This window comes from Kineosporia sp. R_H_3, assembly GCF_002198675.1.
Lineage (GTDB): Bacteria > Actinomycetota > Actinomycetes > Actinomycetales > Kineosporiaceae > R-H-3.
Genome location: NZ_MWLL01000079.1, coordinates 19,034 through 33,363 on the forward strand (window position 1 = coordinate 19,034; position 14,330 = coordinate 33,363).

A 14,330-nucleotide genomic window follows, 5' to 3' on the forward strand; every position below is an offset into this window, starting at 1 on the left:
GCCCGTGAAGACGCTCGCCGACCTCAACGCCCGCTGGCGGGCGACGTTCGCCGGCCGGGTCTGGACCCGCTACTCGGACGCGCGCGGCAACGTCCTCGCCGGTGGCATCGCCTACTTCGCGTTCTTCTCGGTGTTCCCCGCGCTGGCGATCGGGTTCACGGTCCTCGGGCTCGTCCTCGGGCGGGACAGCGCGCTGCAGACCGAGCTCGCGAACTACGTGAACAAGGCGCTCGGCACGACGGTCATCGGGCTCGAGCCGGACGACGGGCTGGTCTACGTCGGTGACCTCGTGCAGTCCAGCGCGCTGACGTTCAGCGCCGTCACGGGGTTCGTCATCCTCCTCTTCACCGGGCTCGGGTGGCTCGACGCGATGCGGCAGGGGATCCGGGCGGTCTTCGGCCGGCCGGGCGGCGGCAACCCGCTGCTGTCGAAGGTGCGCGACATCGGCACCCTGGCGACGTTCGGGCTCGCGGTGCTCGTCTCCGCGGTCGCGAGCGTCGTCGTCTCGACCGCGTCGCACGCCGTCCTCGGCTGGCTGGGGCTCGACGGCGTGACCGGGGCCGGCCCGCTCGTGCGGGTGCTCAGCGCGCTCGCGATCCTCGCCGTCGACACCGGGATCTTCCTGCTGCTCTTCCGCGGGCTGTCCGGGGTGGCCGTCCCGCTGCGGCACCTGTGGCAGGGCGCGCTCGCCGGCGGGGTCGCGCTCGGCCTGCTCAAGGTCTTCGGCGGGGTGCTGCTCGGTGAGCTGTCCGCAGCGCGCCGGTTCCTCGCCGCGTTCGCGGTCGTCGTCGGTCTGCTCGTGTGGATGAACCTCGTCGGCCGGCTCACGCTGCTCGCCGCGTCCTGGTCCGCGACCCGGGCGGCCGAGGCCGGTGAGCTGCCGGAGCTGCCGGGCGCCGCGGCCGCCGCTGCGGACCCGGACGGCGCGGACGACGCGGACGGTGCCGACGCCGGCCAGGACAGCGCTGCCCGCGGCCCGCGGGCCGTCGTCGCCGCCCGCGCCCGCCAGGCGGCGGTCACGGCCAGGACCCCGACCTACGGGGTCCGCGCGGCCGACCGCACGACGTTGGCCGCCGGGGTCGTCCTCGGCGTCGCCGCCGCGTCGGCCGCCAGGGTGGCCAGGGGTGCGGTCCGCGCGGTCGTGGACGCCGTCCGCGACTGAGCCCGGCAGCGGCCCGCCTACTCGACGCAGAACTCGTTGCCGTCCGGGTCCTGCAGGACGACCAGGTCGTCGGACGTGCGGACCACGACGGCACCCAGCCCGACGAGGCGCTCGACCTCGTCGGGGATCGGTCCGGGCGCCCGCAGGTCGAAGTGCACCCGGTTCTTCGCGGTCTTGGGCTCCGGCACCCGGACGAACCACAGGTTCGGGCCGCCCCACCCCGGCGCCTCGACGTAGGCCTTGTCCGCGGTGGCGTCCTCGTCGACGGTGGACCCGAGCGCCGCCGCCCAGAACCGTGCGGCCACGAGGGCGTCCCGGCAGTCGAAGGTCACCGACTTGATGAACGAGGCCAGCATGCGGCCGAGGCTACGACCCGCCCGGCACGAATGCCGACACATGGGCTCGGACGGGGGCCCAGACACCCGGAGAGCACACCGTTCCTCACCGGGTCGCGGATCGTGACGTCGGGTCAGCCCTTCGAGGACCCGGGATCGGACAGCCCGAGGCCCTCGAGCTCCGGGAACGCCTTGCCGGCCGCGGCACCGGCCGGCGCCGACGTCGGCTCGCTCCTGGGCGGCGCTGCGCCGTCGGTGCTCCGGTCCTTCGCGTCGTCCTTGGTGTCGTCCTTCGAGGTGTCCTTCGTGTCCGCCGCCCCGGCGCCGGTGCGCTCCCCGGCCGCGGCGTCCTTGCCGTCGGCGCTCCCGGACCCCTCGGCCCCGCTCTGCCCGTCCTTGTCGGCGACGGGGTCGCCCGGCTTCGCCCCGCGCCCCCCGAGCCGCCGCAGCAGCAGCCCGGGCACGATCGTGTCCCCCTCGGCCTGCCGCAGCCGGGCCCGCCGCAGCACGAGGACCGCGCTGACGAGGCTGAAGGCCGCGACCGCCCCGAGGACCACCCCCGCCGCCCAGGCGTCCGCGGTCGAGCCGGCCGTGCCGGTGTCCGCGCCGAGCGTCGGCAGCGCGGTGGACGACGGGGCGGGCGGCGGCGTCGTGACCTGCCCGAACGTCGGGGTCACCGCACCGGGAACGGTCGGTGTCGCGCCGGGGCTGAGCGTCGCGCCGGGCGTGCCGCCGTCCCCGAGCCGGCCCGCGGCGACGTCCTCGGGGCTCACGAGCCGCCCGACCGGCTGCGCGGTCGCGGCGGTGGCGAACGCCCAGTCGAGCAGCTGCCGGGCCATCTCCGACGTCCGGCCGTCGGCGCGCAGCACCGTGACGACGTACGAGCGGCCGCCGCGGGTCGCGGCCCCGACGAACGAGCCGCCGGCCTTGACCGTGTACCCGTTCTTCACCCCGGTCGCGCCCGTGTAGCTGCCGAGGAGCCGGTTGTGGTTCTGGATCTGGAACCGCTTGCGCGCCTTGCCGTTCCCGATCCCCTTGCCGGGGAAGGCGTACGTCCGGGTCGTCATGATCTTCGCGAGGTACGGACGGCGCAGCGCGGCCCGGCCGAGGAGCGCGAGGTCGTACGCGCTCGTGACCTGGCCGGGGGCGTCGAGGCCGCTCGTGTTCACCGGCACGGTGTCCAGGGCGCCGAGCCTGCGGGCCTCCGCGGCCATGAGCTCCGCGGACGCCGTCGGGCCGCCGGCGAGGTCGGCGAGGGCGTGCGCGGCGTCGTTCCCGCTCGCCATGAGCAGGCCGTGCCACAGGTCGTCACCGGTGTACGTCGACCCGGGGGAGAGCCCCACCTTCGTGCCGTCCGCCCGGGCGTCCGCCGCGAGAGCGACGTACGTCGACCTCGGGTCCACCTTGGCCTCGAGCGCCAGCGCGGTGAGGATCTTGATCGTGCTCGCCGGCATGAAGGGGACGTGCGCGTTGCACGACGCGACGACGGCACCGGTCGTGGCGTCGGCGACGACCCACGCCGCAGCCGGCAGCACGGGCGGCTGCGCGGCACCCGGCGGCACCGAGACCTGGACGCCGGGGGCGGACAGCGCCGCTCCGCCGACGGCTGACGTCGGGCGCGGCAGCGGGGTGGGCGGTGACGTCGCGGTGCCGACGACGACCTGGATGGCGTTCGCGCAGCGGGGCGGCTTGGCCGGCACCGCGGGCGGGCCTGCGGGCGTCGTCGGGCGGACGGCGGGGGTGGTCGGGGTCGTCGTCGCGGCGTCCGCCGGACCGGCCGCGGGCAGCACGAGCAGCCCGAGCACCGCCGCGGCGGCGGCGGTGCGGACGGCGGCGCGCGCCACCAGGCCCCTCCCCACGGACCGAGGCTAACCCGTCCGGCCGTGCGCGTGCCCGCCATCACGTCCTGTGCACACCACCGGCACCGGTCGCGCCCCGCCACTACGGTGGGTCCCGTGACTGACACGTCTGGTGGCGGACGGGCCGGCTTCTTCGCGATCGTGCCCGCGGGCGGTGCGGGGACCCGGCTCTGGCCGCTGTCCCGCGCGGGACACCCGAAGTTCCTCCTCGACCTCACCGGGAGCGGGCGCACCCTCCTGCAGCAGACCTGGGACCGGCTCGTGCCGCTCACCGGCACGGACGGCGTCCTCGTCGTCACCGGGGCCGCGCACGCGAAGGCCGTCGCGGGCCAGCTCGACGCCCTGCCCGCCGGCAACCTGCTCGCCGAGCCGTCGCCGCGCGACTCGACGGCCGCGATCTGCCTCGCAGCCGCCGTCGTGCGCCGCCGCGACCCGGACGCCGTCGTCGGCTCGTTCGCCGCCGACGCCGTGATCCGGGACGTCCCCGCGTTCCACGCCGCGGTCGGCGAGGCGGTCGCCGCCGCGGGCGCCGGCTACGTCGTGACGATCGGCATCGAGCCCGACCACCCGTCGACGGCGTTCGGCTACATCAGGCTCGGGGCCCCGCTCGGCGTCGACGGTGCGCCGTCCGCGCACGTCGTCGAGCGGTTCGTCGAGAAGCCGGACGCGGCGACCGCCGCCGCCTACCTCGCCGAGGGCACGTACCGCTGGAACGCCGGCATGTTCGTCGCCCGCGCCGACGTCCTGCTCGACCTGCTCGCGCAGTTCCGCCCCGGTCTCGCCGCCGGCCTGGAGACCATCGCCGCGGCCTGGGACACCGACCGCCGGGACGCCGTCCTCGCCGAGGTCTGGCCGACCCTGGAGAAGGTCGCCATCGACTACGCGCTCGCCGAGCCGGCAGCCGCCGCGGGCCGGGTCGCCGTCGTGCCCGCCGCCCTCGGCTGGGACGACGTCGGCGACTTCGCCGCGCTCGCGGACCTCGTCGCCGAGACCGCGGGCAGCGAGGGCGGCGGCACGAGCACCGCGTCCGGGGACTTCCGGGTCTCGGTCCTCGGGGACGGCGCCCACGTGCTGTCCGCGCACGCCGGCGGGTTCGTCGTCCCGTCGTCCGGCCGGGTCATCGCCGTCATCGGTCTCGAGGACGTCGTCGTCGTGGACACCCCGGACGCCGTCCTCGTGACGACGCGCGCGCACGCCCAGGCGGTCAAGGCGATCGTCGACCGGCTCAAGTCCGAGGGACGCCACGAGCTCACGTGATGTGAGCGGGGACACCGGTTGGTCCCGGGTGCGGCCTGGGGCCTCTCGGTAGCCTCGACCAGGGTGCGGCGGGTGTGCGCCGCCCGCGACGAGGAGGTCGGGATGACTGACGCGAGGACCGAGTCCGGGTTGCCGATGGAGCCGCTCTACGGCCCCGACGCCCTGGCGGGCTTCGACCCCGCGGTGCAGCTCGGCGTCCCGGGGGAGTACCCGTTCACCCGCGGTGTCTACCCCTCGATGTACACCGGCCGCCCGTGGACGATGCGCCAGTACGCCGGCTTCGGCGCGGCCAAGGAGTCCAACGAGCGCTACCACCAGCTCGTCGCCGCGGGCACCGGCGGCCTCTCGGTCGCCTTCGACCTGCCGACGCAGATGGGCTACGACTCCGACGACCCGATGGTCACCGGCGAGGTCGGCAAGGTCGGCGTCGCGATCGACTCCATCGAGGACATGCGCGTGCTGTTCGGCGGGCTCCCGCTCGACCAGATCTCGACGTCCATGACGATCAACGCCCCGGCCGCCGTCCTCATCCTGCTCTACCAGCTCGTCGCGGCCGAGCAGGGCATCGAGGGCTCGAAGCTCACCGGGACGATCCAGAACGACGTCCTCAAGGAGTACATCGCCCGCGGCACGTACATCTTCCCGCCGAAGGCGTCCCTGCGGCTCATCAGTGACATCTTCGCCTACTGCCGCGAGGAGCTGCCCCGCTGGAACACGATCTCCATCTCGGGCTACCACATGGCCGAGGCCGGGGCGACGCCCGCGCAGGAGGTCGCCTTCACGCTGGCGAACGCCAAGGAGTACATCCGCGCCGCGCAGGCCGCCGGGCTCGGCGTCGACGACATCGGCCCCCGGCTGTCCTTCTTCTTCGTGGCGCGGACGACGCTCCTCGAGGAGGTCGCGAAGTTCCGGGCCGCGCGCCGGGTCTGGGCGAAGATCGTGCGCGACGAGTTCGGCTCGACGAACCCCAAGTCGCAGATGCTGCGGTTCCACACCCAGACCGCGGGCGTCCAGCTCACAGCGCAGCAGCCCGAGGTCAACCTCGTGCGCGTCGCGCTCCAGGGGCTGGCCGCCGTCCTCGGCGGGACGCAGTCGCTGCACACGAACTCCTACGACGAGGCGATCGCGCTGCCGACGACGAAGGCCGCCCGGCTCGCGCTGCGCACGCAGCAGGTCATCGCCTACGAGACCGACGTGACGAAGACCGTCGACCCGTTCGCCGGGTCGTACGTCGTCGAGTCGCTCACGGACGCGCTCGAGACCGAGATCCTCGCCCTGATCCAGGCCGTCGAGGACCGCGGCGGCGCCGTGGCCGCGATCGAGCAGGGCTTCCAGAAGGAGGAGATCGAGCGCTCCGCGTACGCGATCGCCCAGCAGATCGACGACGGCGACCGCACGATCGTCGGGGTCAACAAGTACACGATCGACACCGACGAGCCGTACGAGCCGCTGCGCGTCGACCCGACGATCGAGGCCCAGCAGCGCGAGGCGCTCGCCCGGCTGCGGTCCGAGCGCGACAACGCCGCCGTCGAGAAGGCGCTCGACGCGCTGCGCGCCGCGGCCGAGGGCACCGACAACGTGCTCTACCCCATGAAGGAGGCGCTCGCCGCGAAGGCGACCGTCGGCGAGGTCTGCCACGCGCTGCGCGGCGTCTGGGGCACCTACGTCCCGGCCGACTCCTTCTGACGCTCCAGGAAGCGCGTTACAAGACCGCGACACGGAGTTGACGTGTGCGCGGCACGTGAACGACGTCACAGGTCTAGCCTGAAATCACCGTGTCCACGCAGACCCTCGCCCCAGTCCTCGCGCCCTACGCCGACGAGCTCGTCGCGTTCCGCCGCGACCTGCACGCGCACCCCGAGCTCGGCCGCCACGAGTTCCGCACCACCCAGCGGGTCGCCGAGCGGCTGCAGCGCGCGGGGCTGCAGCCCGAGCTGCTGCCCGGCACCGGTGTCGTCTGCGACGTGGGCCGGGACGGCGGCCTCGGCCGGCCCGTCGTCGCGCTGCGCGCCGACCTCGACGCGCTGCCGCTGCCCGACGAGTGCGGCCGGGAGTGGTGCTCGACCGTGGACGGCGTCTCGCACGCCTGCGGCCACGACGTCCACACCACCGCGGTCCTCGGCGCCGGGCTCGCCCTCGCCGACCTCGACGCCCTCGGCCTGCTGCCGGGGCGGGTGCGCCTCGTCTTCCAGCCCGCCGAGGAGGTGCACCCCGGGGGTGCCCTCGACGTCCTCGCCGCCGGGGCCCTGGACGGCGTCGACCGCGCGTTCGCGCTGCACTGCGACCCGGGCAACGACGTCGGCACGGTCGCGACCCGGCCCGGTCCCATCACGTCCGCCTCGGACGCCGTCCACGTGCGTCTGCACGGCAGCGGCGGCCACACCTCGCGCCCGCATCTCACCGAGGACCTCGTCTTCGCGCTCGCGCAGGTCGTCACCCAGGTGCCGGCGATCCTCACCCGCCGGCTCGACCCGCGGGCCGGTGTCGCCATGGTCTGGGGCCGCATCGTCGCGGGCGGGGCGTCCAACGTCATCCCGCGCACGGGCGAGGTGCACGGCACCCTGCGCTGCCTCGACTCGACCGTCTGGGCGCAGGCCGGCGCCCTCGTCACCGAGGTCGTCCACGAGGTGGTCCGGCCGTACGGCGTCCGCGCCGACGTCACGGTCGTGCGCGGCGTCCCGCCGACGGTGAACGACCCGGAGGCCGTGCTCGTCGTCGAGGAGGCCGTGCTCGCCGAGCTCGGGCCCGGCACGGTGACCCTCGCCGAGCAGAGCCTCGGCGGCGAGGACTTCGCCTGGATGCTCGAGAAGGTCCGCGGGGCGATGCTCCGCCTGGGCACCCGCACGCCGGGCGGCCGGACCTACGACCTCCACCAGAGCGACTTCGACGCCGACGAGCGCGCGGTCCTCGTCGGGGCCCGGGTGCTCGGGGCGGCGGCGGTCCGGGCGCTCGGCGAGCCGGGCCTGGGCTGACCCGCGGCGCCCGGCGTGTCGGGAACGTCCCCTTGCCCGACCCGCGCTGGCAGGTTGTGCTGATCGGCGCCGGGTCGAACCGTCAGTTGTGGTGGTCACAGTTCGGCCACCCCGTGCCCCGGAACCCCCTGCGGGTCACCTGCGGCCACTAGGGTCGGGCGCATAAACGACGCGACGGACCGCCCGGGGCCCACGGCTTTGCGGCGCGGACGGCGCGACACCCCGAGTCTTAAGGAGACACCCTTGCGTCGGGTGACGAAGCTTGCCGCGGTGGTCGCGACCGCCGCGCTCGCGCTGGCCGCGTGTGGCGGCAGCAGCTCCGGTGGCGGCACGACCACCGAGTCCGGCTCCCCGGCCGCGACGACCTCGAGCGCCCCGGCGCTCAAGGTCGGCCTGGCCTACGACATCGGCGGCCGCGGCGACAAGTCGTTCAACGACGCCGCCGCCGCCGGCCTCGACAAGGCCAAGGCCGAGCTCGGGGTCGAGATCAAGGAGCTCTCGGCGACCCAGGGCGAGACGGACGCCGACAAGGAGGCCCGCCTCACGCTGCTCGCGCAGGCCGGCTACAACCCGGTCATCGCGGTCGGGTTCCTCTACGGCACCGCCCTGAAGAGCGTCTCGGCGAAGTTCCCGAACACGCAGTTCGGTGTCGTCGACTCCGTGGTCGAGGGTGCGCCGAACGTGACCGGCCTCGTCTTCGCCGAGAACGAGGGCTCGTACCTCGTCGGTGCGGCGGCCGCCCTCAAGAGCAAGACGGGCAACGTCGGCTACATCGGTGGCTGCCTCATCCCGCTCCTGCAGAAGTTCGAGGCGGGCTTCACCGCCGGCGCCAAGGCCGTCAAGCCGGACATCAAGGTCCAGGTCAAGTACCTGTCGAACCCGCCGGACTGCAAGGGATTCAACGACCCGGCGGCGGGCACCGAGACCGCGAACGGCATGTACGACGCGGGCGCGGACATCATCTTCGCGGCAGCCGGCGGCTCCGGCACCGGTGTCTTCCAGTCCGCGAAGGCCAAGAAGACGCTCGCCATCGGCGTCGACAGCGACCAGTACCAGACGGCCGCGGCCGACCTCCAGCCGGTCATCATGACCTCGATGCTCAAGCGCGTCGACGTCGCGGTGTTCGACTTCATCAAGTCGTTCAAGGACGGGGCGCCGCTCACCGGCGTCCAGACCTTCGACCTGAAGAAGGACGGCGTCGGCTACTCGACGTCCGGCGGCCAGGTCGACGACATCGCCACCAAGCTCGACGAGTACAAGGCGAAGATCGTCTCCGGCGAGATCACGGTCCCGGCCGAGCCGACCAAGTGACCTGTGCCCCGGACGGCGCGAGCCGTCCGGGGTGGTCATGATCTGACAGCACGCGACGGGCCCAGGGGCGCTACGGTTCCCCCGGGCCCGTCGTCGTCGTTCCACGCGCCGTCGACGACGGTGACCCGTGACGGCGCAAGGAGGCCCATGAGCGAGCACCCCGAGCGGTCCACCACGACCGCCGGACCCGCCACGACCGTGCCTGCGGTCGAGCTGAACGGCATCACGAAGAGGTTCCCCGGCGTCGTCGCGAACTCCGACGTCACGCTCAAGGTCGCGCGCGGCACGGTGCACGCGATCGTCGGCGAGAACGGCGCGGGCAAGTCGACGCTCATGAAGATCCTCTACGGGATGCAGCGCCCCGACGAGGGCACCATCGAGGTCGACGGTGCGCCGGTCGCCTTCCACACGCCGGCCGACGCGATCAAGGCCGGCATCGGCATGGTGCACCAGCACTTCAAGCTCGCCGACAACCTCACGGTGCTCGAGAACGTCGTCCTCGGCAGCGAGCCCCGCCGCGGCTGGCGGCTCGACATCGAGGGCGCCCGGCAGAAGATCGTCGAGATCTCCGACCGGTACGGGCTCGACGTCGACCCCGACCCGCTCGTCGAGGATCTCGGCGTCGGTGAGCGGCAGCGCGTGGAGATCCTCAAGGTGCTCTACCGCGGCGCCCGGACGCTGATCCTCGACGAGCCGACCGCCGTCCTCGTGCCGCAGGAGGTCGACGAGCTGTTCGACGCCCTCCAGGAGCTCAAGGCCGAGGGCCTCACCGTCATCTTCATCTCGCACAAGCTCGACGAGGTGCTCAAGGTCGCCGACGAGATCACGGTCATCCGCCGCGGCACGACCGTGCGGACCGTGCTCCCGAGCGAGGTGACGCCCCGTAAGCTCGCCGAGCTCATGGTCGGCAGCGAGCTGCCGTCGCCGCAGACGAGCGAGTCCACGGTCACCGACCGCCCCGTCCTCGAGGTCAAGGGCCTCACCGTCCGCGACCGCGAGGGCCGCCCCGTCGTCGACGACGTGACCCTGACGATCCACGCGGGCGAGGTGCTCGGCATCGCGGGTGTCGAGGGCAACGGCCAGGCCGAGCTCGTCGAGGCGATCATGGGCATCCGGCCCGCCGAGGGGAGCGTCGTCCTCGAGGGCCGCGACCTCGTCGGCGTCCCGACCCGGGAGCGCCGCACCGCGGGCGTCGCGTTCATCCCCGAGGACCGGATCCGGCAGGGCCTGCTCCTGGAGTCCCCGCTGTGGGAGAACCGGATGCTCGGCCACCAGACCTCCCCGCCGAACGCCCGGGGACCGCTCGTCAACCGGCGCGGCGCCCGCGCCGACACCGAGCGGATCGTGCGGGACTACGACGTCCGGACGCCGTCCATCGACGTCACGGCGTCGGCGCTGTCCGGCGGCAACCAGCAGAAGCTCATCGTCGGGCGCGAGATGTCGGGCAGCCCGCGGCTGCTGCTCGCGGCGCACCCGACGCGCGGCGTCGACGTCGGCGCCCAGGCGGCGATCTGGGACCACCTGCGCCGGGCCCGCGCCGAAGGGCTCGCCGTCCTGCTCATCAGCGCCGACCTCGACGAGCTCATCGGCCTGTCCGACAGCCTCAAGGTCATCCTGCGCGGCCGGCTCGTCGCCGACGCCGACCCGGCGACGGTCACGCCCGAGGACCTGGGCTCGGCGATGACCGGTGCCGGCGCGACCGGCGCGACCGGCGCGAAGCCGGGGACGGCCCACGACACGGACGGCGCTGCGGCCGCCGAGGGGAGCGACGCCTGATGGAGCGGTTCCTGCCGCGGTTCGACCCGCGCAAGACGGGGCTCGCGGTGCTCGCGCCGGTCGTCGCCCTCGTCGTGGCCGCGGCGCTGTCGTCCGTGGTCCTCGTCGTCGCCGGGCACAGCCCGGCCCTGGCGTTCCAGCGGATGTGGGAGTACGGCACCGAGCCGGCCCAGGTCGTGAACATCCTCAACAAGGCGTCCGGCTACTTCCTCTCCGCCCTCGCGGTGGCGATCGGGTTCCGGATGAACCTCTTCAACATCGGCGTCGACGGCCAGTACCGGATCGCCGCGATGGCCGCCGCCGTCGTCGGGGCGACGCTCACGCTGCCCAAGCCGCTGCACATCCTCGTCATCGTCGTCGTCGCGGTCGTCGTCGGCGCGCTCTGGGCGGGGATCGCGGGCCTGCTCAAGGTGTACCGGGGCGTCAGCGAGGTCATCTCGACGATCATGCTGAACTTCATCGGTGGCGCGATCGTCGCCTGGGCCGTCACGCCGCAGGTGTTCGCGATCCTCGAGAACAACGTCGTGCGCACGAGGACCATCCCCGAGTCCGGCTGGTTCCCGGGCTTCACGTGGAGCGGCATCCCGACCGGCGGCAGCCAGACGGTCGTGTTCGGCGAGATCTACGGGTTCATCGTCATCTCCGGGCTCGTCGGCGTCCTCTACTGGTTCGTCCTGTCCCGCACCCGCTTCGGTTTCGACCTGCGGGCCACCGGCAGCAGCGAGCCCGCCGCCGTCGCGTCCGGGGTCGACGTCAAGCGGATGGTCCTCACGTCGATGCTGCTCTCCGGCGCCGTCGCCGGCCTGGTCGGGATGCCGATCCTGCTGGGCGCCGCGCACTCCTTCGGCAGCCAGGACTTCCCCGCGGGCATCGGGTTCACCGGCATCGCGATCGCCCTGCTCGGCCGGAACAACCCCGTCGGCATCGCGTTCGCGTCGGTGCTCTGGGGCTTCCTCGACGTGTCGAACCAGATCCTCGACATCGAGAGCATCCCCAAGGAGATCGTGACGATCATGCAGGGCGCCGTCGTCCTCGCGGTCGTCGTCGCCTACGAGATCGTCCGCCGGATCGGGGTGGCCACCGAGCAGCGGCGCGTCATGTCGACGGAGAACGCCGCGCCGCCCGCCGCCCTCGGACCCGGTGAAGATCAGGGCCGACAGGAANAGAACGCCGCGACGCCCGCCGCCCCGCCCGCCACCGCCACCGCAGACACGGGAGGGGAGCGATGAGCCTGACGAACGAGCGCGCCGGGGTCGAGGGCGCCGTCGTGCACGCCCCGGAGCACACGCCCGCCCGGCGGTCCGGTGCCCGGACGGCCGTCTACGCGGTGGTCGCGGTCCTCGTCATCCTGTCGGTCACCCGCCAGCTGTCCGGCGCGAACGACATCACGTCGTCCGGCACCGCCGGCGCGGCGCTGCGGCTCGCGGTGCCGATCCTGCTCGCGGGCCTCGCCGGTCTGTGGTCCGAGCGCGCGGGCGTCGTGAACATCGGCCTCGAGGGCATGATGGTGCTCGGGACCTGGTGCGGTGCCTACGGTGCGCTGAACTACGGCCCCTGGGTCGGGCTTCTCGCCGGGATCGCCGGCGGTGCGCTCGGCGGCCTCGTGCACGCGGTCGCCACGGTGACGTTCGGCGTCGACCACATCGTCTCCGGTGTCGCGATCAACCTGCTCGGCCCGGGCATCGCCCGGTTCCTGTCGGCCCTGATCTTCACCGGGTCCGAGGGCGGCGGCGTCACGCAGAGCCCGCAGATCGAGCAGCCGGGCAAGTTCACCGTGCCGGGGCTGTCCGACGCACTGCTCTCCGTCGAGGGGCACCACTGGTTCCTCGTGTCCGACGTGGCCGGGGTGCTCGGCGGCTTCGTCACCGGCGTGTCCTGGGTGACCCTGCTCGGCGTCCTGCTCGTGCCGGCGACCGCGTTCGTGCTGTGGCGGACGAGGTTCGGCCTGCGGCTGCGGTCGTGCGGCGAGAACCCGTACGCCGCCGAGTCGCTCGGCGTGAACGTGTACCTCTACAAGTACCTCGCGGTCGTCATCTCCGGCGGCTTCGCCGGTCTCGGCGGTGCCTTCCTGTCGCTCGTCGCGTCGAACTTCTACCGCGAGGGCCAGACCGGTGGCCGCGGCTTCATCGGCCTCGCTGCGATGATCTTCGGCAACTGGCGGCCGGGCGGGCTGCTCGCGGGTGCGGGTCTGTTCGGGTTCACCGACGCGCTCCAGCTGCGGCAGGGCGAGACGAGCGTCCACGCGCTCTTCCTCGCGCTCGCGATCGGGCTGGCGCTCTTCGGCGGGTGGCTGCTGTACAGCCGCAAGGTCGTCGGGGGCGCGGCCTCTCTCGTCGTCGCCGCGCTCGTCCTCGCGCTGTACCTGCTCACCGACACCGTGCCGCAGCAGTTCACGACGGCGACCCCGTACGTGACGACGCTGCTCGTGCTCGCCCTGGCGTCACAACGGTTGCGGATGCCGGCGGCCGACGGGCTGGTCTACCGAAGAGGCACCGCCAAGTAGCCGGCCCGACCCCCACGGGGGCCGGGTCAGGCTCAGGGCCGCAGCGGCAGCATCCGCACGAGCTCGGTCCAGGCCCGCTCGCCGAGCCGGCGGTCGGCGTCGTCCGACCCGCCGTAGGCGAGCGGCCTGGAGACCTCCGGTCTGGTCTCCCCGGGCAGCAGGGCGCGGTGCCCGGCGCCGGGCTCGACGACGAGGGTCGTCGGGAGGCCGTGCTCGGCCCGGCGGTCGGCGATGCGCCGCGCCCAGTCGGCGCCGGGCCACACGGCGTCCTGCTCACCGGCGACGAGGAGCACGTCGCCGCGGATCCGCTCGGCCCCGACCGCGGCCCGCTCGACCTGGCCCGGGTAGCGCTCGAGGCTCGCCTCGTAGGCGCCGCGGTACGCGGGCGGGTCGGTGTCCGGTTCCCAGTCGTCGGTGTAGGGGACGAACGGCAGCGGCGTCCCGCGCAGCGTCCACGACGAGCGCTGCGGCCGGTCCCGCCCGTCGGTCCCCGCCCCGACGTTCGCCCAGACGACGTGCGTCGGCGCGAACGCCGCGACGACGGCGACCCGCCGGTCGTGCGCGGCGAGGAGCAGCGCCGCCTCGGCGCCTTTCGAGGTGCCGATGACGGCGAGCCGGTCGCACTCCGGCGCGAGCCGGTCGAGCGCGGCGGTGAACGTCTCGAGCGGCACCTCGCAGATCCCCGGCGGCTGCCCCGCGCCGCCGAACCAGCGCACGGACGACGCGACCGCGCCCGCCGCGGCGAGCAGCCGGACCCGCTGCGTCTCGACCCGCCCGCTCGACCCGGCGAGCACGAGGACGCCGACGCCGGTCGCCGTCCCCGCGTCCGGACGGGCGAGGGCCTCGTCGGGCCGGTCGGACGACGCACACATGGCTCCACCGTAGGCCCGCCCGCCGCCCCGACCGGCGATGCTCGCGGCCGGTACCGCTCTGCAGTGCTTGCGGCCCGGATTCCGGTACCGAGCCCGAGCATCGCCGGCGGCGAGGTGGGACCACATCGGCGCGCTGTCTCCGCGACCTCCCGACCCGGGGAGCGGCGGTCGGAGTCGATACAGCGCACACGCGGACCGCTCAGGCTCCCGCTGTGTACCGATATCCCGGCATCAGCGGGCCGGGAACGGTACAGGGCGGGAGCCTGAGCGGCTCGGGGGACGG

At 73.9% G+C, this 14,330-nt stretch carries 11 protein-coding genes; 8 read left to right on the plus strand and 3 right to left on the minus strand.

The window, feature by feature from the left end:
* Positions 1-4: 4 nt before the first annotated feature.
* Positions 5-1,162 (plus strand): YihY/virulence factor BrkB family protein, encoded by a 1,158-nt coding sequence (locus ECOMGDLI_RS05065; RefSeq protein WP_088314611.1) that lies wholly within the window; start codon positions 5-7, stop codon positions 1,160-1,162.
* Between the two features lie 17 nt (positions 1,163-1,179).
* Here the strand turns inward: ECOMGDLI_RS05065 and ECOMGDLI_RS05070 are convergent, their stop codons facing one another.
* Positions 1,180-1,518, minus strand: a complete 339-nt coding sequence (locus ECOMGDLI_RS05070) for a VOC family protein (protein WP_198954564.1) — start codon at positions 1,516-1,518, stop codon at positions 1,180-1,182.
* A 113-nt stretch (positions 1,519-1,631) separates the two neighbouring features.
* Positions 1,632-3,356, minus strand: coding sequence for a D-alanyl-D-alanine carboxypeptidase family protein (locus tag ECOMGDLI_RS05075; protein WP_088314613.1), 1,725 nt, complete (start codon positions 3,354-3,356; stop codon positions 1,632-1,634).
* 87 nt (positions 3,357-3,443) lie between these two features.
* On the opposite strand from ECOMGDLI_RS05075, the gene ECOMGDLI_RS05080 reads away from it, so the two are divergent.
* The 7 genes from ECOMGDLI_RS05080 (at position 3,444) to ECOMGDLI_RS05110 (ending at position 13,175) form a co-directional block, all read left to right on the plus strand.
* Positions 3,444-4,613 carry a mannose-1-phosphate guanylyltransferase gene (locus ECOMGDLI_RS05080; RefSeq protein ID WP_369812715.1) on the plus strand — a complete coding sequence of 390 codons (1,170 nt, stop codon included), beginning with the start codon at positions 3,444-3,446 and terminating at the stop codon, positions 4,611-4,613.
* Positions 4,614-4,715: 102 nt separating this feature from the next.
* Positions 4,716-6,299, plus strand: a complete 1,584-nt coding sequence (locus tag ECOMGDLI_RS05085) for a methylmalonyl-CoA mutase (protein WP_088314644.1) — start codon at positions 4,716-4,718, stop codon at positions 6,297-6,299.
* Positions 6,300-6,388: 89 nt separating this feature from the next.
* The gene (locus ECOMGDLI_RS05090; protein ID WP_198954565.1) at positions 6,389-7,585 is read left to right on the plus strand and encodes an amidohydrolase; all 1,197 of its coding nucleotides are present in this window, start codon (positions 6,389-6,391) and stop codon (positions 7,583-7,585) included.
* Between the two features lie 252 nt (positions 7,586-7,837).
* Positions 7,838-8,896, plus strand: a complete 1,059-nt coding sequence (locus ECOMGDLI_RS05095; RefSeq protein WP_198954566.1) for a BMP family protein — start codon at positions 7,838-7,840, stop codon at positions 8,894-8,896.
* A gap of 147 nt (positions 8,897-9,043) precedes the next feature.
* A complete protein-coding gene (locus ECOMGDLI_RS05100) occupies positions 9,044-10,672 on the plus strand; it encodes an ABC transporter ATP-binding protein (RefSeq protein WP_088314626.1) in 1,629 nt (542 codons plus the stop codon).
* Positions 10,673-10,683: 11 nt separating this feature from the next.
* A partial coding sequence (locus ECOMGDLI_RS05105) for an ABC transporter permease (protein ID WP_369812716.1) occupies positions 10,684-11,835 on the plus strand: 1,152 nt, incomplete at its 3' end.
* A 62-nt stretch (positions 11,836-11,897) separates the two neighbouring features.
* The gene (locus tag ECOMGDLI_RS05110) at positions 11,898-13,175 is read left to right on the plus strand and encodes an ABC transporter permease (RefSeq protein ID WP_088314633.1); all 1,278 of its coding nucleotides are present in this window, start codon (positions 11,898-11,900) and stop codon (positions 13,173-13,175) included.
* Between the two features lie 32 nt (positions 13,176-13,207).
* Here ECOMGDLI_RS05110 and ECOMGDLI_RS05115 read toward each other — a convergent pair whose 3' ends face one another.
* Positions 13,208-14,047 carry an acyl-CoA thioester hydrolase/BAAT C-terminal domain-containing protein gene (locus ECOMGDLI_RS05115; protein ID WP_088314636.1) on the minus strand — a complete coding sequence of 280 codons (840 nt, stop codon included), beginning with the start codon at positions 14,045-14,047 and terminating at the stop codon, positions 13,208-13,210.
* Between the last annotated feature and the right edge of the window lie 283 nt (positions 14,048-14,330).